The organism is Paraburkholderia sp. RL17-383-BIF-A (assembly GCF_046028015.1).
GTDB lineage: Bacteria > Pseudomonadota > Gammaproteobacteria > Burkholderiales > Burkholderiaceae > Paraburkholderia.
Genome location: NZ_JARESR010000022.1, coordinates 94,375 through 114,008, shown reverse-complemented (window position 1 = coordinate 114,008; position 19,634 = coordinate 94,375). Strand labels below are relative to the sequence as shown.

At 63.9% G+C, this 19,634-nt stretch carries 13 protein-coding genes; 3 read left to right on the top strand and 10 right to left on the bottom strand.

From position 1 onward, the window contains the following. Nucleotides 1–12: 12 nt before the first annotated feature. A complete protein-coding gene (locus P0D71_RS23690; protein WP_408482389.1) occupies nt 13–1,005 on the bottom strand; it encodes an MBL fold metallo-hydrolase in 993 nt (330 codons plus the stop codon). Between the two features lie 290 nt (nt 1,006–1,295). Here P0D71_RS23690 and P0D71_RS23685 point away from each other — a divergent pair, with 290 nt between their 5' ends. The 3 genes from P0D71_RS23685 (at nt 1,296) to P0D71_RS23675 (ending at nt 5,468) form a co-directional block, all read left to right on the top strand. Beyond that, nucleotides 1,296–2,258: a LysR family transcriptional regulator gene (locus tag P0D71_RS23685; protein ID WP_408482387.1), complete on the top strand. Its 963-nt coding sequence runs from the start codon at nt 1,296–1,298 to the stop codon at nt 2,256–2,258. Nucleotides 2,259–2,442: 184 nt separating this feature from the next. Beyond that, a complete protein-coding gene (locus P0D71_RS23680) occupies nt 2,443–3,357 on the top strand; it encodes a helix-turn-helix domain-containing protein (RefSeq protein ID WP_091803393.1) in 915 nt (304 codons plus the stop codon). A 296-nt stretch (nt 3,358–3,653) separates the two neighbouring features. Continuing rightward, nucleotides 3,654–5,468 carry an ATP-binding protein gene (locus P0D71_RS23675; RefSeq protein ID WP_408482386.1) on the top strand — a complete coding sequence of 605 codons (1,815 nt, stop codon included), beginning with the start codon at nt 3,654–3,656 and terminating at the stop codon, nt 5,466–5,468. On the opposite strand, the gene P0D71_RS23670 is transcribed toward P0D71_RS23675, so the two are convergent. From P0D71_RS23670 to P0D71_RS23630, 9 genes are all read right to left on the bottom strand, one after another. Continuing rightward, nucleotides 5,458–6,279 carry an alpha/beta fold hydrolase gene (locus P0D71_RS23670; RefSeq protein WP_091803400.1) on the bottom strand — a complete coding sequence of 274 codons (822 nt, stop codon included), beginning with the start codon at nt 6,277–6,279 and terminating at the stop codon, nt 5,458–5,460. The genes P0D71_RS23675 and P0D71_RS23670 overlap by 11 nt on opposite strands. 176 nt (nt 6,280–6,455) lie before the next feature. Next, nucleotides 6,456–12,041, bottom strand: a complete 5,586-nt coding sequence (locus tag P0D71_RS23665) for an ATP-binding sensor histidine kinase (protein WP_408482385.1) — start codon at nt 12,039–12,041, stop codon at nt 6,456–6,458. Nucleotide 12,042: 1 nt separating this feature from the next. Then, nucleotides 12,043–12,429 (bottom strand): response regulator transcription factor, encoded by a 387-nt coding sequence (locus tag P0D71_RS23660; RefSeq protein WP_286162101.1) that lies wholly within the window; start codon nt 12,427–12,429, stop codon nt 12,043–12,045. A gap of 288 nt (nt 12,430–12,717) precedes the next feature. After that, entirely contained in the window at nt 12,718–14,439 is a 1,722-nt protein-coding gene (locus tag P0D71_RS23655) for an FAD-dependent oxidoreductase (RefSeq protein WP_408482383.1), read from the bottom strand. Between the two features lie 99 nt (nt 14,440–14,538). Then, on the bottom strand, nt 14,539–16,035 hold the full coding sequence (locus P0D71_RS23650; RefSeq protein ID WP_408482382.1) for an alginate export family protein: 1,497 nt from the start codon (nt 16,033–16,035) through the stop codon (nt 14,539–14,541). Then, on the bottom strand, nt 16,025–16,972 hold the full coding sequence (locus P0D71_RS23645; protein WP_091803415.1) for a VOC family protein: 948 nt from the start codon (nt 16,970–16,972) through the stop codon (nt 16,025–16,027). Before P0D71_RS23645 ends, P0D71_RS23650 begins: the two co-directional genes overlap by 11 nt. Nucleotides 16,973–17,055: 83 nt before the next feature. Further along, nucleotides 17,056–17,298: a DUF1427 family protein gene (locus P0D71_RS23640; RefSeq protein WP_091803418.1), complete on the bottom strand. Its 243-nt coding sequence runs from the start codon at nt 17,296–17,298 to the stop codon at nt 17,056–17,058. A 28-nt stretch (nt 17,299–17,326) separates the two neighbouring features. After that, nucleotides 17,327–17,968 (bottom strand): HD domain-containing protein, encoded by a 642-nt coding sequence (locus tag P0D71_RS23635; protein WP_091803421.1) that lies wholly within the window; start codon nt 17,966–17,968, stop codon nt 17,327–17,329. Between the two features lie 189 nt (nt 17,969–18,157). Further along, nucleotides 18,158–19,630, bottom strand: a complete 1,473-nt coding sequence (locus tag P0D71_RS23630; protein ID WP_408482380.1) for a mechanosensitive ion channel domain-containing protein — start codon at nt 19,628–19,630, stop codon at nt 18,158–18,160. Nucleotides 19,631–19,634 lie beyond the last annotated feature (4 nt).

Sequence of the window (19,634 nt, the reverse complement as noted above, 5' to 3'; positions counted from 1 at the left end):
CGCGAGCCGGCTTCAATGCCCCGGCTCGGCTTCGTAGTTGACCGGCACCCAGTCGTACGCGTTACCGTTTTTCCTGACATGCCCCAAGCCTGGAAAAGCAATATGCGCGGCGCCCACGAGATAGCGTTTGTCCGCTGCGAGCTTGAGTGCATAGCGCCGCGAGCGTTGCGCCGCGGCGGCGTCGGTGTCGTATTCGACGGATGCCGTGGGGTTTTGCAACTGGATCGCCGCGACATGGATGACGTCGCCCCACACCAGCAGATCCTTCGAATCGCTCTGCACGAGATACGCAGTATGGCCCGGCGTATGACCGGGGAGCGCGACGGCGCGAATGCCCGGATCGAGTTCGACGTCGCCGCTGAACGGCTTGAAGCGGCCGGCCGCGACATACGGCGCGACGCTAGCGTTCGCGGCGTCGAAAAATGAACTGAGGAAAGCGGGCGCCGTGGATTTGTTTGCCGGATTCAGCCAGTAATCCGCTTCGGCCTGGCTCACCCGCACGACCGCGTTGGGAAACACCATCGCCCCGTTCACGATGACACCGCCGACATGGTCCTTATGCAAATGGGTGAGCAGAATTTCGTCGACCTGTTCGGGCTGGTAGCCCGCGGCGCGCAAGTTGCCGGTCAGCCGGCCACAACAGTCGCCATAGAGCACGCCCGCGCCAGAGTCGATCAGAACCAGCTTCGAACCGGTGTTGATCAGGAACGCGTTGATCGATCCCTGCACCGGTGCCTGTAGAAAGTCGCGCGACAGGTCGTGCGCGATGTCGGACTTCGGTACGCCTTGAACGACGGTATCGATCGGAAAGGGATGCGTGCCGTCGAGCAATGCGGTCACTTCGAAGTCGCCGACCATGATCCGGTAAAAGCCCGGCCCCTGCGTCTTGACCTGCGGCGCGGCGGCCAACGCGGCGTGCGGCCCTATCGCCGCGCAAACGCTCAGGATGAGTGCGCACCACCAGCCAAAGTGCGTGAGCGATATGCGCCGAATCAGTGCCAACATTCCGTTTCCCGTGCCAGTTGCGATCATGAAAAAAGCATACGACGGCGCGTTCGAAACCGTTGCTAATTTTTATTAATTGTCCTGAGTGGACGGTGCTCAGGGCCGCGCCCTGCATGTCCACATGTCCACAGGCATCGCATGCGCTCATACGAGCGGATTAGAGGCGTGAATGCATGGATGAACGCGCCACCCGTATGTAGGGATAGCGCGAGCCTGCCGCGGGTCGTATTGTTTCCACATCAGGCAAACCGTTTTGCCGGATTCAACCGGATCAAGAGGTCACAGCGGCTATGGACAGAATCTTCAGCATGCGCGTGTTTTCGCGAGTGGCGGAAACCGGCAACTTCAGTGAAGTTGCCAAACATATGGAACGCAGCGCCGGCAATATCTCGCGAGCGGTGGTGTCGCTCGAAGAACATCTGCACACGCGGTTGCTCCAGCGCACCACGCGCAGCGTGTCGCTCACCGAGTGCGGCGAGCGGTACTACCGGCGCTGCAAGCAAATCCTCGCCGATATCGACGAAGCCGACGCTGAAGCCAGCGACGCGCACACGCTGCCACGCGGCAAGTTGAGGGTTCACGCCGTGCCCGACATCGGACTGAAACAGCTGACGTCCACCATTGTCGAATACCGGCACGCGTATCCCGCGGTCTCCGTCGACCTGAAGCTGCTGCCGCACATGGCGAATCTGATCGAAGACGAGTTCGACGTATCGATCGTATCCGCCTCGTCGTTGCCGGACTCCCGCAATGTGAGCAGGCTCATCGGCCGTTGCGAGCGCATTCTGGTCGCCACGCCGGACTATCTCTCGCGGCATCCCGTGCGCAGCGTGGACGACCTGCCGAACCACACGCTCATGCAGACCAGTTCGTCGTTCGACCCGCCGTCCGAACTGGTGGGCCGGGTCGCGGGCAATCCGGAGCAGTCCGGCCATTTCGTCGTCAACACCATGCAGGCGCTCAGAGTCGCATTGCTGGCGGGTGCCGGCGTGGGCGCCGTGCCGACCTATTCGGTCGCGGACGAACTCCGGGAAGGCAAGCTCGTTGCGCTGTTTCCAGACTACCCCCTGCAAACGACCAACGTGTTCGTGGTTTATCCCTCGCGTCGCTTTGTCGATGCAAAAATAAGAACGTTCGTTGAATTCCTCATAGTGGCACTGAAACAGAAACTCGATTTGCGTATTGCGAATCTGGCGTTGACCGACCCACCGGCAATCCCATCAGAACGGCCCAAAGCGGCGCATCGAGCTTGACCGGCACGGCCCTTGGTCAGTCATCTGGTTAATTTTTCGCTTGCAACGCTCAAACCTAAACGAAAATTAATATTCAACGAAAATAATTTCCGAGATAATCGCGCCACTCCGCCGGTTATTGACATCTCTTGATTTTGGCAACGCGAACGGGCGCATGGACCGCGACGACCAGAGGTGACGGATCATGTTGAACCAGACTGAAATTGCCTCCCCTACGGCAGCTCGCAAGAAGGATTCGCTGGGCTGTCTTTCGAACCAACTGCACAAGGACCTCGAACTCGAAGCCGGCGACTTCACGTTTTATCGCAAGTGCCGTCGTCAGGAAAAGACCAGCGAAGTGGTCACGCCCGCATCCGACCGCGGCGTCCTGATTGGCGTGTCGCTCGGCACCGGCCATCGCCGGCGCATTATCTCGGGCAGCCGCTCGGCCATGCACGAGTTCGACCGCGACTCGGTCTACATTCGCAATTTCGAAGAGGACTACCGTGCCGACCTGCACGGCGCTTTCGATTTCGTGCTGGTGGAGTTTTCGCGCGCGTTCATCGCGAACACCGGCTACGAACGAAGCGGCACGAACATGACCGGCTTCTCGGCGCGGCCGGGCCTCAAGGACCCTATCTTCGGCCACCTCGCGCAGGTGCTCGCGCTCGCGCTGGATCGTACGAGCGAGGCAAGCCCGTTGTTCATCGAGCAACTCGGCGTCGCCATCGGAACGCATCTGGTCGATCGTTACGGCAGCGCGCCGGCGCAATCGGTCAGGTCGGGCCGGCGACTCTCGAGCCTGCACGAGGCGCGAGCCAAAGACATGTTGCTCGCGAAGACCCAAGGCAGTGTTTCGCTCGAAGAGATCGCGAACGCCTGCAACCTGTCGCGCAGCTATTTCATCCGTGCGTTTCGCGAGACGACGCATCGCACGCCGCATCAGTGGCTGCTGGAGCAGCGTATCGAACGCGCTCGCCAGCTGCTTCGCGGTTCCGATTCGTCACTGTCGGAGATTGCCATCGCATGCGGCTTCGCCGATCAGAGCCACTTCACACGCACCTTCACGCAACTGGTCGGCACGCCGCCGGGAAGCTGGCGCCGACGCGCCGGCAACTGAGTGGATCGCGGGGCGCCCGATTCGCGCAAGGGACGACTGAGCCGGGTGGTCATCGGGCGGGGGTACAGCCACGACCCCGGGCACGGCCTTAGCCTCAGTCACTGCCGCAACCACACCCTCAGCCTCACCAATAGACTTTCCTACAAACCATCGCACTAACATGCAAGACACGCGGGCCAGGGGCGCGGTAACTTCCCTCCTACCAGCCCCGGCGCAAGCACCCCCTCCCCCCTATCTCCGCCGGCCCATCGACGTCGCCTCCGTACCTCGCTCGATATCCTCAACCGGTCAACGCCATGATGGAAATAGGCAGCTTTCAGATCGATCTGGAAATGCGCACTTTGCGGCGGAACGGCGAAGTCGTGCGTCTCGGATCGCGCGCGTTCGACATTCTTGTCGTGGTCGCATCGGCGGGCGGCCGTCTCGTTACGAAAGACGAGTTGATGAATGCTGTCTGGCCCGACACCATCGTCGAAGAAAACAACATTCAGGTCCATCTATCGGCACTGCGCAAGGTGCTCGGGACGGAGCGCGACCTGATCCTCACCGTGCCCGGCCGCGGCTATCAGTTGTTGCCGCGCAAGAAAAGCGCGCTGCTCGATGAAGCCCGTTCGCCGGCCGCCCGTGGGCGCCGCCTTCCCCCGCCCAAGTCCGGCTTGCTGGGGCGCGACGCCGAGGTCGAACTGATCCGCTCGATGCTGCGCCGGGCGCATGTATTGACGCTGGTCGGCGCGGGCGGCATCGGCAAGACCCATCTTGCGATCGAAGCGGCTCGCCATAGCGCGGCGGAGTTTGCCGACCCGGTCTGCTTTGTCGAACTCGCTGCGTTGACCACGCAGGAAGCCGTGCTCTGCGCCGTTGCCGAAAGCTGCGGGCTGGCTCTCCCCGGTGCGCAGATCGACGTGAGGCGCGTGGCCGCGGCACTTGCCGGCAAGCCCAGGCTTCTTCTGCTCGACAACGCGGAACACGTGGTGGGCGCCGTGGCGCAAATCGCCGACGCGCTGGTAGCCGGCAACCCGGACCTGCGTGTGCTCGTCACGAGCCGGGAGCCGCTGCGCATCATGGCCGAGACGGTATTCCGGGTCGAGCCGCTCGATGTGCCGCCGCCGCATGCCGGCGACGCGGACATCCTGCGATGCGCCGCGGTCAACCTGTTCGTTCTGCGCGCCAATTCCCTGCAGAAGACCGTGGCCACCGATAGCGCGGAGCTACGGCTCGTCGGCGAAATCTGCCGCCGCCTGGACGGCATTCCGCTCGCAATCGAACTGGCCGCCGCACGCGTCGTCGCGCTCGGCGTGGAAGGCGTGTGCCGCCGGCTGGACGACCGCATGGCGATTCTGGCGGGCGGTTATCGCACCGCGCTGCCGCGCCATCAAACCTTGCGCGCCACGTTCGACTGGAGCTTCGCGCTGCTCGACCCGGTCACGCGGGCCGTGTTCCGCCGTCTCGCGCTATTTAGCGGCACGTTTTCTTTCGAATCGATGTGCGCAGTGGTGTGCGACGAGGAACACACAACGGCGAATGCGATTGGCGGCATCACCGAACTGGTGGCGAAGTCGCTCGTGAGCGTCGAGTTCGCCGGGGCCACGGCGAAATACCGGCTCTCGGAATCGACCCGGGCCTACGCGCTGGAGCAGCTCAAGGCCGAGGGCGAGCTGCGGGAGATCATTGCGCGCAACGCGTACCACGTGTCGCGCCGCTGTCAGGCCAAGTTGCTCGGTGGGATGCGAAATATCGAAAACGAGTCCGCTACTTCGCCGGATCGTCAGCAAATGTTCGAGGATGCGCGCGTCGCTTTCGACTGGGCGTTTTCCGCCGACGGCGACCCGCGCACCGGGATCGAGCTGGCGTCGAATCTGGTCGATGCACTGCTTGACGCCCGACTGTTCGAAGAGTGCTGCGCACGCGCCGCACAAGCCGTCGATGCATTGGCCAGGCTACCATCGGGAACGGTGAGCGCCGCCAGCGAGAAACGCCTGCGCGCCGCGCTGGCCTCGGCTTCGCGGGCTGTTCGCGAGCCGCCGCCAGTGCCCGCGAAACCCGCGCGCGCGGCACAGGCGGCGAAAAAGCCGGTGCCGCACGGGCCGCCGGCCTGCTCCATTACGACTTGATAAACTCCAGCAGGTCCGCATTCACGCGGTCCGCATGCGTCGTGCACATACCATGCGGAGCACCTTCGTACACCTTCAGCTTCGCGTTCGGCATGATCTTCGCCGACAGCTTGCCGGAATCGTCGAGCGGCACGATCTGATCGGCATCGCCTTGCAACACGAGCGCGGGCACCGTTACCTTCTTCAGGTCTTCATTGAAGTCGGTTTCCGAGAACGCCTTCACGCAGTCGTACAGGCCTTTGATCGAACCCAGCATGCCGATCTGCCAGAACGAGTCGATCGTGCCTTGCGAGACTTTCGCGTCCGGGCGGTTGAAGCCGTAGAACGGCACGGCCAGATCCTTGAAGAACTGCGAACGGTTATTCTGCACACCCTCGCGAATGCCGTCGAACACCGACATCGGCAGGCCGCCCGGATTCGCTTCCGTCTTCAGCATGATCGGCGGCACGGCTGCGATCAGCACCGCTTTGGCCACACGCTTCGTGCCATGACGGCCGATATAGCGAACCACTTCGCCACCGCCGGTCGAATGGCCGACCATCACGATATTGGTCAGATCGAGTGCTTCGATCAGTTCGGCGAGATCGTCCGCATAGGTGTCCATTTCGTTGCCGTTCCACGGCTGCGACGAACGGCCATGGCCGCGACGGTCATGCGCAATCACGCGATAGCCCTGTTCCGCGAGGAACAGCATCTGCGCATCCCATGCGTCCGCATCGAGCGGCCAGCCGTGGGAGAACGTGATCGGCTGGCCCGTACCCCAGTCCTTGTAATAGATCTGCGTGCCGTCTTTGGTGGTGATATAAGCCATCGCTGTTGCTCCATTCGAGATGATTGACCGGCGTGTGCCGGCTTCCGATGCGTCAACTGAGTATTGCTGACCTTCAGTTTTCGCCTCTTTCTGATTGCCCACATTTTTCAGATTCGCACGGCCGGTCGTGCGGCTTGTCGCTCACTCCTTTCGGTGATGCGGAGCGTGAGCCCATGCTAGCTTGCGACCGGCAAACTGAAAACGAACACTGTCCCGCGCGGCTCACCCGGCGCGGCCGACAACGTGCCGCCGTGCGCTTCGACAATCGATCGGCAGATGGCGAGCCCCATGCCCATGCCGGTCGACTTCGTTGTGAAGAACGCATCGAAAATGCGCGGTGCGATCTCCTCGCTGATCCCGCTGCCGTTATCCTGCACGGACACGATCACCGCGCCCCGATCGTCGACGGAAGACGTGACGGTAAGCAGGCGCTGGCGCGCGTCGAGATGGCTCATCGCATCCGCGGCGTTCATGACGAGATTGAACAGCACCTGCTGCAATTGCACCCGGTCGGCCAGCACCGAACGGTTGGCGGCCAGATCGAGCCTGACCACCAGGCTGCGCTGTTCGATTTCAGCCGCCGCCAGTTCGAACACTTCGCGCACGACATTGTCGACATAGGTCGTCACGAAGCTCGGCTTGGCCTCCTTCGCAAGCGACTGCAACGCGCGGATGATTTCACCCGCGCGCTTGCCGTCTTTCACGATATCGCGCAGGCCGCCCAATGCTTCCGGAATGTCCGGCACCGGCCGGTTGAGCCAGCGCACACCCGCGCTCGCGTTCGACACGATCGAAGCAAGCGGCTGATTGATCTCGTGAGCGATCGAGGCGGCGAGTTCGCCCATCGTGGTGGCGCGCGAGGCTTTCGCCAACTCGAGCTTGGCGTTCTGCAACGCCAGTTCGGTGGTATGCCGGTCGGTGAAATCCGTGACCACGCCGACAAAGCTGCTCACGCCCGAGGGCTCGCCGAGCACTTCGAGATATTTGACCGTACCGTCCGGCACGACGACGCGGAACTTCTGCCGGAACGGCGTGCGATCGCGCGCGGCCTGCTCGACGGTCTGCTGATAGAAGGCGACGTCTTCCGGATGAATCCGCTCGAGGATCGCCTGGGTGCCAGGCCCCACGTCTTCCTGCGGCAGGCCGAACACGTTGTAAAGCTCTTTGGACCAGTACCGTTCGCCCGTCAGACCGTTCCAGATGTAGCTGCCCGAGCGGCTGATCCTTTGTCCGAGCGCGAGCGCCTCTTCGCTCATGCGCAGAGCCATTTCGGTTTCCTGGCGGCGCCGGTTTTCCTCCACCAACTCGGCATAGAGGCGCGCCGTTTCGAGCGAAATGGCCGCTTGCGAAGCCAGCATTTCGAGCACCGACGTGCGGGACTCCGTGAACACGCCCGCGCTCAGGTTGTTCTCCAGATACAGCGCGCCAATGGCCTTGCCCTGTTTGACGAGCGGCAGACAGCATACGGAACGAACCAGTCGCTTCGAAAAGGCCACGTCGAACGAAAAGCGCGCATCGCGTTGCGCGTCTTCCACCACGACCGGCTTGCGCGTGCGCAACGCCGTGTAGTACACCGAGGCCGGCAGATCCTCGCGCGTGAGCCTGTCGCCGCCCAACGTCACCTGAACGCCGTCCGCCGTATCCCGCCCGCTCGCCTCGATGACCGGCACGTTGCCCTTCGACAGGATCAGCATGCCGTTCTGCGCGCCGGCGTGAACAATGGCCAGTGTCACGAGCGTGCGGATGAGTTTCTCGAGCACGATCTCCTCGGACAACGCCTGCGACGACTTCAACACAGCCACGAGGTCGAACTGATGCTGGGCATCGGCGATTTCAATCGAGGGGCGCGACGCCACCGGCTGTTCGACCGGGAGGCGCACCGGACGGTCGCCGCGTTCGAGTTGCTCGACCTTGGCGAGCGCGCCCCAACGCGTGTAGCTTTCGATCGCGCGCCGGCGGTGGTGACGCGCCGCGCTGAACAGACCGTTCGCCTCGCAGCATATGGATGCCAGTTCGTGGGCGAGCGCGTTGCCGTGATTGAAGCCGCTTTCCGAAGCCGCCGCGGCGGCCTGTTCGTAGAGCGCCATGGCAGCGAGCGGCGCGCCGTTCAGACGCGCCACCTCGGCCTCGATCAGCAGCAGCTTGTCCTGAAAGGTCGCGGGATTGAGTCGCGCCCAGGTTTTCAGTTTCGCGAGATGCGGTTCGATGCGTGCGACGGCGCCGGCTGCATCGGCATCGCCCGAGTAGACCTTGGCGAGATTGAGCGCCGTATAGAAGTGATAGTCCAGCAGATGGATATGTGCGGGGGTCGACCACTTCAGCTCGCCGGCTTCGGCAAGGCAATGACGCGCGTTCGCGTAGTCACCGTGGAAATAGCAGGAGATGCCCTTGAACAGCCAGATCCAGAAACGCAGCGTCGTCATCTGGGTGTCGAGCAGATCGGCGTCGAACGTCATGCGGCCGTCCACCACGACGCCGAAGTTGCCCGGCAGTCCGGGGCCGCCCGTCAAGCTGTGAACGTAGCGCTTCTGCAGTTCCAGAATGTCTTCCACGTCCTTGAAACGCACGCGCCTCGCGAATGACAGGCCGAGATCGATTTCCCTGTCGACCTGTTCCAGCGGCGCGCCGATCGTCAGCAGATCCGACACGATGTGGTTGCACGAGTAGCAGCTCATGGTCAGATCGCCGCTCGGGCGCGCCGATTCGAAGGCATCGCGCGCGCAGTCCAGCACGTAGGGCAGCGGCTGCGTCCAGACGGCGACCGTGTCGAGCGCGACCAGCACGCTCGTGGCGACGGTGTTGAAACCGCGCTCCTTCACCAGCGTGCGCGCGAGCCGCGAGAACTCGAAGCCTTCCTCGTAGCGGCCGAAAAATTCCGCCACGTACACACCGAACCACGATAGACAATGCGCCGAAGCCGCGGTGATGCCGTGATCGACGGTGAGCTGCACCATCCGGCACAGATGCAGGAAGCCCAGACGTTCGTTCACGAACGATGCAGGCGCATAGACGCTCGCCAGCAGATTCATTTCCGATTCGATTTTCTCGTCGCGCAACATCGGCAAATCCGCGAGCGAGGCGATGCTTCGCGTCTTGAGCGATTCGTTGAGCCGGCTGTATGCGGCTTCGACATCGGCGGCTTCCGGATAGCGCGGCAGATACGTGCCGAAGAGCTTGACGCCTTCGAGCGTGGTGTCGACCGCGGCTTCATAGTCCGACAGATGCTGCTGCATGTCGACCTTCAGCTTGTAGACCGACACGCGAGCGACAACCGACAGGTCCTGCCGCAGCAGCCTCGCGATCTCCGCGCCGGCGGCATCGAAGTTCGCATTCAGGATGTGGCACTGCACCCGCAGCACCCCGATCTCGTAGCCGAACGACTGCGCGTAGTCCACCACGCTCGCGTCGAGCAGTGTCTGCGCGACGTCGAGATAGCTCAGTGCTGACTGGATGGCGATCGCTTCTTTTGCGTGGCGCGCCGCCTGCAAACAGATCTTCGCGAACAGAGCCGTTTCGTCCGGACTGAGACCGCGCAGCGCGCCGGCCGCCTGAGCCCGTTCGATATGATGCGCGATGTCGAAGGCCGACTGGCTCATCGCGCGCGCGTCGAAATCTTCCGTCAGAATGGCGGCGATGCGGGCATGTTCGATACCGCGCCCGTTAGCGGGGGTCAGCGCGTATGCAGCTTCCTGAACCCGGTCGTGGGCGAAAGCGAAACCCGTCCGGTCGGATACCACCAGGCCGGCCTCTATCGCCGGTTGCAGCCGCCGCTCCAGTTCCGCTCCACCGGCATGATCGATCCGCATCAGCGTCGAGCGGTCGAGCCGGCGGCCCATGAACGCCAGCAGCCTGAGCACGGCCTGCGCCTCGCGCGGCAGGCGCGACAGCCGCGCCACCATCAGATCGACCACGTTATCGGACGATTCGTACTCGCTGATCCGGTCGATATCGTAGGTCCAGCGCCCGGCCATGCCGTCATAAGCGATCAGTTGGTGGTCAGCCAGCGCAAGCAGCAGTTGCTTGATAAAAAACGGATTGCCCCCGGTCTTCTCGTGGACGATCGCCGCCAACGGATAAACCTGCGCGGCGTCGCAATGCAGCGCGTCGGCGAGCAGCGCCATGACATTCGCAATATCGAGCGGGCCGACGGCAAGCGTGGCGACTTGCGCAGCGGCGCTCGGCAGCGAGTTGAGAAATGCCTTGAACTTCGGCGACCGGTCCACCTCGTTATCACGATAGGCGCAAATCAGCAGCACATGGCGGATCTCCACGGTCGCCACGAATTGCGCAATGAACTTCAACGTGGCGTCGTCGAACCAGTGCACGTCGTCGAAGAACAGGACCAGCGGATGCGCCTGCGTCGCGAACACGGACAACAGGCGCGTGATCAGCGCCTGGAAACGCAGTTGCGCTTCGACCGGCGGCAGATCCGGCACCTCCGGCTGCTCGCCGATCACCAGTTCCAGTTCCGGAATGAAGCTCGCGATCAGTTTGCCCTGCGCGCCTACCGCTTCGCGCAACACGTCGCGCCAGCGCGCGAGTTCGCTGTCGCTCTCGCCCAGAATGCGCTGGAACAGCGAGCGTATCGCCTGCATCAAGGGCGCGTAGGGCGCGTTCTGCCCGTACTGCTCGAGCTTGCCCGAGGCGAACAGCGTAGGCGTTTGCGCGGTCGCGCGGTGCACGCTGCGCACGAGTTCAGACTTGCCCGCACCCGAGTAGCCGGACACGAAGATGAGCTGCGCCGCGCCCTGCTGCGCATTGCGCTCGAAGGCTTCGAGCAGCGCGTTGTATTCGTGCGCACGGCCGAACAGGCGATGCGTGACAGCAAGGTTCCTGACGTTGTCTTCCGCGGCCGGCTCGAACGGCGCGATGTGCTGCATCTCGTTCCAGTCGGCCAGACAACGCCGCAAATCGGCTTCGAGACCCGACGCGCTTTGATAGCGATCCGCCGGGCTTTTCGCCAGCAGCTTGAGGACGATCGAACTCAGCACCGTGGGCAGCGACGGACGATACTGCCGCGGATCGGCGGGCTGACGGGCGACGTGGTTGTAGACCCATTCGAGCGCGTCCGCTGCTTCGAAAGGCAGACGGCCCGTCAAGAGTTCGTACAACGTCACGCCGAGTGAATAGAGATCGCTTCGCTCGTCGGCCTGGCCTTCGGCGCGCCTCGCCTGCTCCGGCGACATATAGGCGAGCGTGCCGTACAGGATATCCGGCGACTCGGCGCAGGGATCCGCCGCGAGATGGAAGGCATCGCGAAATCCCAGCAAACGAACCGTACCGTCAGTGCCTTCCAGCAGATTGGACGGCTTGAGGTCGCGATGCAAAACGCCGCGCCTATGCGCGAGCCGCAGAGCACGCGCCGCACCGACCGCGATGCGCAGGAAACGGCCGAGCGCGATCGTGCCGTCGGCAGGCGGCAGAAGCAGCGCGCCGCCATTGTCTTCGTACACGAGTATCGGGCCGCGCGCGAGCTGGACGAGCGCGAGTGGTCGAACGCCCCACGCCGAGTCGAGTTTGTCGGCCGGCGCGAACTCCTGCGCAAGACGCCGGAAGACGGCCTCGGAGGGCACATCGGCCGGCACCGCGACCAGCCACGACTGCGCGCCGTCGCGCTTCCTCGCGCGATAGCGCACGATGTTGCCGTCGACCAGCAGCGCCTCGAGCATGAGCTGATCGAACCAGACCTGATCGAAATGCGCCGTCGCGCCGGCATCAGGCGACACTGCGCGCAATCCGTCGGCAAACGCCTCGGTGCTCAATTCATTTCCCCTTCCTTCTAATGGCCAGCTGGATCAGCTCTAGCAGCGTGTCATCCGCAAAAGGTTTGCGCACGAACCCGACGGCGCCGCGTTGCATCGCACGCCGAACGGTTTCGTCGTCGCCATGCGCCGACATGAGCACGACGGGAATTTGCCTATGATCCTCTTGCAGTCGACGTTGCAAGTCGAGACCCTGCATGCCCTGCATTCTAAGATCGAGCAACACGCACAACGCGTCGTCGACCACCGGCGAGGCGAGAAATGCCTCGCCCGACGCAAACGTCATCGTCGTGTAGCCCACCGACTTGAGAAGGTTGCCGAGAGCGCTGCGTAACGACGCGTCGTCGTCGACGATGCAAATAAAGCTCATAGCTGCGGATACCCACATTGCGCCAATGTCATGCCGCCACTCGATTCTGGCGCGACCTTCAATGTTTCAGGCGCGCCCCGCCCGGCGTCATGCTGACCTTGCGCCGCGCTTGCACGCGACGCACGAGCAGAGGCACGATCCCATTCCTTTGCATGTTAGGGGCCGGCCGGCGCTTCGCACTATCACACTTAGGTATGACGCCGTGATGCACGCCGGCGCTCCCGGCCAGGTCCTGCATCGGCTGTTCCGTCGTCCGCATGCTGGCTGGCATCGCGCTCGCGAACCCTTCGACCTGAACCGTTTTCCTCAAGCCGCCGCCTTCGTGAGCTGGCTCAGATACGCGTGAATCTGACTCACCACGGCAGCCCCGTCGCCCACCGCCGCCGCGACCCGTTTCGCGGACTCCGAGCGCACGTCGCCAACAGCGAACATGCCCGGCACACTGGTTTCGAGCGGATAGCGCGCGCTCGACTCGGAGAAGCCGTGCTCGCTGCGCGCGAAGCCGGTCACGACGAAGCCGCGGTTGTCGAGCTCCACGCCGCTCGAACCGAGCCAATCCGTTTTCGGGTCCGCGCCGATGAAAAGAAACAGGTGGCGCGTGGAAATCACTTCGTCCGCGCCCTCGTCCTCATGGCGGATACGTACCTCGGTCAGTCCGCTTTCGTCGCCGCCGAGTTCGCGTAGCACGCAGCGCGTGCAAAGCGTCACGTTCGGCAAGGACCCGATCCGGTCGATCAGGTATCTGGACATGCTCGCGTTGAGATCCGCGCCGCGTATCAGCACGCGAATGCTGCGCGCGAAGTTCGCCAGAAACACGACCGCCTGGCCCGCGGAATTGCCGCCGCCCATCAGCACGATGTCTTGCCCTTTCACGAGCTTGGCCTCGATTGTCGATGCCCAGTAGAACGTGCCGCGCCCTTCGAAACGGTCGAACCCGGGCACCGTCGGCTTGCGGTACGCCGCGCCGCTCGCCACGACGACGGTGCGCGCGCTGATGCGCTGCTCGTCCTCCAGCGTGAGCATGAAGATGCCGTCATGACGGCTCACGTCCATGACCTTGCCGGGAATCGCCAGATGCGCACCGAACTTCAAGGCCTGCTGGAACGCGCGGGCTGCGAGCGCCTGGCCCGAAATGCCGGTGGGAAAGCCCAGATAGTTCTCGATGCGGGAACTCGCGCCGGCCTGGCCGCCCGGCGCGCGCTGGTCAAACACGGCGACCGACAGACCTTCGGTGGCCGCATACACGGAGGCGGCCAGTCCCGCCGGTCCGGCGCCGACGATCGCCACGTCATACACGCGCGATTGCTCGAAGGTCGGCACGAGGCCGAGGCACGACGCGAGCTGCGCCTCGTCCGGCGCGCGTAGCACGTAGCCGTTCGGACAGAACACCAGCGGGAAATCGCCCGGACCGGTCGTCATGCCGCCCAGCAGCTTCATGGCTTCGGGATCGGTGCGGGCGTCGATCACCATCGCCGGATAAGCATTGCGACGCAGGAAACCTTGCAGCCGGATCAGCCGCGCGTCGTCGCCATTGCCGACGATCACCGGTCCGAGCCCCTGCTCGATCAACCCGAGCCGCCGCAGAATCAGCGCGCGCATGATGTGCTCGCCGAGTTGCGCGTCGGCGACGATCAGCGCGCGCAAGCGCTCCGGCTCGATCACGAGCGTCTCGACGTCCGTCAGCGCGATGCCGTCGATCAACGCCGGCTTGCCGGAGAGCTGCGCCATCTCCGCCATGAAGTGGCCGTCGTCGTGTTCGGTGACGACGGTCGAGCGTCCGAAGCTGTCGCGCGACTCGATCCGCACGCGGCCATGCAGCAGCACGAACAGGCCGAGCGCCACCTGCCCGGTTTCGAAGATCAGTTCGCCGGCCCTGAACGACATCGGCCGCGCGAAGCGGCGCAGGCTCGCGATCTCGGCGGCGGAAAGACGGGGGAACATCTGATGCCTGCGATATTCCAGCGAGGAATACGGAAACTCGAGTTCCGAGGGCGTGGTTGCGTCGACGGATATGTCCGGAGTGCTCATGGCTTGACCTCATCTGGCCCGTCGCCGTAACGACGGTTTGCCGGTAGCGCGTACGCTACCGCTTGCTGTTCAATACACTCTTGCTGCTGTTCTATACCTCTACCAGCCGAACTTGAGTTCGGCGCCCACGTAGTCGGCATTGCGCGCGCCCAGATCGCGCAGTGACGGACCGACCTGAAAATGCACGGCTTCCAGCGCCGCCGCAAGATTGGCGGCAACCGCATAGTCGGCGCGCAGTTGCGTATAGAAACCGGTCCACGGGGTGCCATGCCCCGCCGTCCCCGGCACGACCGACGACCCCTGGCCGTACACGGCGTCCGCGGTGGTCTGACGCCATTGCAGGCCGACGCCGGCCAGCAGCGTGAGCTTGCTGCTCGGCTTGAGGATGAGCGTCGGCTTGACGTGCACCAGGTTCGTGTAGCCGGTGTAGCCGGCCAGCGCGAAGTAGTAGCCGTTCGGAAAGAGCGGATTGAAGGTGCCGATGCGCCCGTCTTTCGGATGACTGTCGCCCGAAGCGGCGTCCACCTGAATGCCGAGGCGCGGCGTCCACGGCAACGAGGTCAGCGTGTAGCCGGCCAGCGAGCCGACCGCCCAAGCACCGATGGTCTTGCTGCCGACATGTCCGGACTGATACATCGCCTCGACGTCCCAGTCGATCGGCGCGACATTGCAGGCGTAGCGCGCGTCGAACACGTCGCGGTGTTCGTCGCCGCTCGCGTCGAGGAACTTCGCGTTATTGCGGTTGTAGCGCGAGTAATACGCGGACAGATCGCCCGGCCCGACGTTCTTGCGCTCCACGCGCACGCCGCTGAAAGTCAGATCGCGATTGGAGACGTCGTCGAAATCCGAGTTGTCGCGGTATTGGACCGGCTGCGTTGCGTAGGCGATCCAGCGCCACGGGCCGGTTTCATAGTCGGCCCAGATCGCGTCGAACGCCTGGCGCACGTTCGGGCCGTCGCGCACGGAAACGAAACGCTGCAAGTCGAACGCCATTTCCTGGCGGCCGACGCGAAACTTCACCGTACCGGGCCCGAGCGGTTCGGTAATCGCCACGAACGCCTGGCGCAGATCCAGCGGGTTCTTGTCGACCGGCGTAACGACATCCTTGCCGTAAGGCCGCGCGTCTTCGAATTGCGTGAAGATCTGCACATGGGGGCCGAGGCGCACGTCCGCGTGAACTTCGAGCCGCTGCAGCAGGTAGGTGTCGTCGTGCGCCGCGCCGAGGCCGAACAGCGGTGCGTCGTTGATTTCGAGCCGTTCGCGCAGCACCATGCCGAGCGAAATATACGCGTCCGGATTGCCGAACAGCGGAATGTACTTCAGCGAATCGAAGGGCTTTTTCGGCACGCAGGGGTTGGCCAGCGCCGACCAGTTTTCCTGCCAGCGATTGAACATGATCGCGGGCCGCGCGCACGACGGCGCCGCCGCGGCCGCCGTGCTGCCGGTCGTGGACGTATCGTCCGCGCCGCCGAGCGCGGTGTCCGCGGCCACAGCCGGCAGCGCCGCCGCCAGCCCCGTGCTGATCAGCAACGCGCGGATGGCGCGGCGCATGCGCCGCACTCTGAACGGCGCCACGACGTTTGCCTCACTTGCCATCGTGCACTTCGGCAATGTACCCACCCGGGAATTCGAGCATCGCGGTCTTGCCCGATCCGCTCGCATACGCCGGGTACACCACCTTCGCGCCGGCCGTTTGCGCGCGCTCCAGCGTCTGCGCCACGTCGTCGACGCCGTAGCCGGTGGTTTCACGTCCGAACGGGAACGGCAGCTTGCCGTCCGTCACGAACACGATCATGCGGCCGAAGCCCGACGTGATACGGATCTCGCGCACCGTCTCGCCCGGGCGGCCGATCACGCCGGCATCCGCGCGCGGGTTGTCCGACACCACCTTGCCGTGCGAGAAGTGCAGCCAGCGGCGCACGAAGTTGTTCGCTTCATAACGCGACACGTACACGCGGTTGTCGGGCACGCTCTGCAACGGCGCGTAATTCGGCGCCTTGGTGTGCCAGTAGAGCTGCATCGTCAGACCGCCCGGCCATTGAATGATCGCGTCCTTGCCGATCGGATCGTCGAACGGCTCGACCAGCACGTCGGCTCCGGCCGCGCGCGCCGCTTTCACGCCCTGGTCGATATCCGTGACGAGGTAGCCGGTGCGCTCATTGCCGAACGGATAGGGAACCGGCGTCTCGAAGCCGAACACCGACAGCATGCCGACCGGCGTCTGCACGTATTGCGAGGCCGTCTTGCTCGGCGTCGGCGTCACGGTGAAAACCGCGCGCGGCGAGGCCTTGCCGCCGAAGGTCGCGAGGAAGCTGTTGACGAACGCGTCGAGGTCGGCCGAGGCGACGTACACATGCGTGGTGTCGTACTGCGGACCGACCGACACGTCCGGGTGTTTCACCAGCGCGACCTTGCTGCCCGGCACTTCCGGCGGCCCCGCATCGGCGAGGGCTGACGAAACCGGCGTGAACCCGACCAGCAGCGCGGCGCACACGAGCGCGATGGAGCGGTACCTATGAAGCGACTTGAACATTTGACTATCCGTTTGAGTGGGCAAAATTTGAATGACGGCCCGCGAACGGCATTCCGTCCGGCGAACTGCGCGCGCCTTGCGTATCAACCGCCTTCCTTGCTCGCGTCAGGCTTTTGCACGGCGGCGCCCTTGAGCGGTTCGGCGACCTGCGCCGTGGCCGTCTGCGTGAAGAGCTGCGCTTTGACGACCGGAATCGCGTGCTCGCCCAGCACCATGCCGAGCAGGCCCGCCAACGCGATCAGCGGCGGGGCCGGTGACTGAACCTTGAGCAGCCAGTAGAGGAGCCCGATGCCGAAGCCGACTCCGAGTGAAATGATGTAGCCCATGCCTATCTTCCTTTCTGTCAACCATTCATCAATTCGGCCAGTCGGATCCCAGCACCAGTCCGCAGAAATTCAGGCGGCGATAGTTCGGATCCCACCGGTCCAGCACGTCGGCATTCACGGTCCCGAAGGTCGTCTCGGGCCGATGCGCCATGCCGTGCGCGTATGCGTCGATCAGCTTCTTCTTGAAGCCGGATTCGCGCGGATACGCCTGGACGATTTCGTCGCGCTGATGCGCGGTGAATTCGTCGTATCGCGCGCCCCGCACGTCCATCTGCACGCCGGCGCTGATGAGCGCAACCAGCGCCGACAGATGCTCCGGAATGCCCGGCGTGGTGTGCAAGGCGATCCCCACCCACACTTCTTCGATCTCGCGCTCGGCCACGCGGTACTGCCGCAGAAAATCGCGCGCGGCATTCGCGCCGTCCACTTCGAAGCGGTATGGCGAGCGCTCGTACTTCGCATTCAGGCCCACGTTGTGAAACATCGCGCCGACATACAGCAGTTCCGCGTCGAAAGTCAGGCTCTCGCGGTGTCCAATCAGCGCGGCGAACAGGAAAGCCCGCAGCGCGTGATGAAACATCAGTTCCGACTCCGTGCCGCGGATCAGGTCAGTTGCCGCCTGGGCCATGACACCGTCTGGGATGTCAACACCGGCAATGCGCTTCTTCATGTCAACTCCTCCGTGTCAGCCCCTTTCCCGACGCGTCTTCACGCATGCCGACCGGACGCCGCGACCCGCCCGCGTGGCGAATCGATGAGAGTCCAGGGACTATCCACCGCAGCGTAGCGAAATAAATCTATAAAGACTTTGGCGGATTCTTAAAAACCCTTAATCGCTACGCTACTTATGCGAATCTGCTCACAGCGTCAGTTCGTGGAAGCGCCGCACGCCATCGCGAATCCATTGCAGCAGGCCGCCGCCGCTCTCATCCAGATTCGACGGCGAGGCCAGCAGCATTTCCTCCGTGGCATGGTGTTCCGACAGCAGCCGGCACATCTCCTTGACCACTTCCGGCCGCTGTGTGAGAACGGGCGTCAACGCGCTCTTGTCGAGCCGGAAGACCGTGGCGCGCGTTAGCGCCCGCACCACCACCGCAGTCCTGACACCCGCAAGAATCCCCGACTGACCGATCGAGTCGCCCGGCGCGAGCCTGCGCAGTTCGATCTCGCCACCGTCTTTCTGTACGACCACTTTGGCCACGCCCTGCGCCAGAATGTGCAGCTCGTGACCGCTTTCATCCGCCGCGGTGTAGATCGTGTCGCCGGCGTCGAACTCGTGCTGGGTCAGTTTCGTGGCCAATTCGGCGAGTTCGTCGCGCGCCAGCGTCTGGAAGATCAGCACGTTGCGCAAGAGCCGTAGCTTCTCGTCGGCGGTGCCGCCCGTCACGGGTTCGGGCACCGACAACGGCCGCAACACCACGCCGCGCGAAAGCAGATGGCGGTGCGCAAGATCGAACAGGTCGTTGCGCACGGTGATTTTCTTGGCCAGCTCGCTGACGAAACAGACGATCTCGTACTCGATCGCGTCGTTGGTGGCGCGCCGCACGCTCACCACCGGCTTCGGATCGTCCAGCACATCGCGCGAACTTTCGGCGGCGCTCGCAAGCGCCTCCAGCACGAGTGCCGGCCGGATCGACGGCTTGATGGGCAGCACCACGCTAATGCCGTGCGTATGCGACGGTTCGTTGGCGTTGACGATATGGGCGCGCGCCGCCACGCTGTTCGGAATCACGACGATGTTGCCCTGCCCGTTGAGCAGGCTCGTTGCGCGCCAGTTGCTCTCTACCACCTTGCCTTCCACGTCGCCGATCGTCACCCAGTCGCCTAGGCGAAATGGCTCGGTCGCATTCAGCACGACGCCGGAGAACACGTCGTTGAGCGTGCTCTGGATCGCGAGGCCCAGCACGACCGCGAGTGCGCCCGAAGTGGCAAGCAGGCCGCGCACCGGCAACTGCAACACGAAGGCAATCGCGCCGACCGCGGCGGCGAGAAACACCAGCGCGCCGAACACGTCCTGAAACAATCGCTCCTTGTGCCATGCCTCAGGCAACACCACGCGATCGAGGAGAATCGTGACAAGCCGCGCCCCTTGGAGCCACCACACGATCTCCAGCACCTGCGCGAGCAGATGACGCAGCGGCTCGTCCGGCCACGGCGCCGCGCGCAGCGGATTCATGCCATAGCTGAACAGCACGTAGCTCGACGAAGCGAACATCAGCGCGCGAAACGCGAGCCGGGTCTGGTCGCTCTTGCGGCTCATGAAACGCCACGCGAGAAAATCGAGGACCAGAATGACCATTCCAAACAGCACGCCGTCGGTCAGGGTCGGCATAAAG

Coding starts and splice junctions, on each gene's coding strand:
- P0D71_RS23655 (WP_408482383.1), bottom strand. CDS start 14,439: ATGAGCACTCCGGACATATCCGTCGACGCAACCACGCCCTCGGAACTC.
- P0D71_RS23660 (WP_286162101.1), bottom strand. CDS start 12,429: ATGTGGGTATCCGCAGCTATGAGCTTTATTTGCATCGTCGACGACGAC.
- P0D71_RS23690 (WP_408482389.1), bottom strand. CDS start 1,005: ATGTTGGCACTGATTCGGCGCATATCGCTCACGCACTTTGGCTGGTGG.
- P0D71_RS23685 (WP_408482387.1), top strand. CDS start 1,296: ATGGACAGAATCTTCAGCATGCGCGTGTTTTCGCGAGTGGCGGAAACC.
- P0D71_RS23635 (WP_091803421.1), bottom strand. CDS start 17,968: ATGAAGAAGCGCATTGCCGGTGTTGACATCCCAGACGGTGTCATGGCC.
- P0D71_RS23645 (WP_091803415.1), bottom strand. CDS start 16,972: ATGTTCAAGTCGCTTCATAGGTACCGCTCCATCGCGCTCGTGTGCGCC.
- P0D71_RS23640 (WP_091803418.1), bottom strand. CDS start 17,298: ATGGGCTACATCATTTCACTCGGAGTCGGCTTCGGCATCGGGCTCCTC.
- P0D71_RS23670 (WP_091803400.1), bottom strand. CDS start 6,279: ATGGCTTATATCACCACCAAAGACGGCACGCAGATCTATTACAAGGAC.
- P0D71_RS23650 (WP_408482382.1), bottom strand. CDS start 16,035: ATGGCAAGTGAGGCAAACGTCGTGGCGCCGTTCAGAGTGCGGCGCATG.
- P0D71_RS23680 (WP_091803393.1), top strand. CDS start 2,443: ATGTTGAACCAGACTGAAATTGCCTCCCCTACGGCAGCTCGCAAGAAG.
- P0D71_RS23630 (WP_408482380.1), bottom strand. CDS start 19,630: ATGCCGACCCTGACCGACGGCGTGCTGTTTGGAATGGTCATTCTGGTC.
- P0D71_RS23675 (WP_408482386.1), top strand. CDS start 3,654: ATGATGGAAATAGGCAGCTTTCAGATCGATCTGGAAATGCGCACTTTG.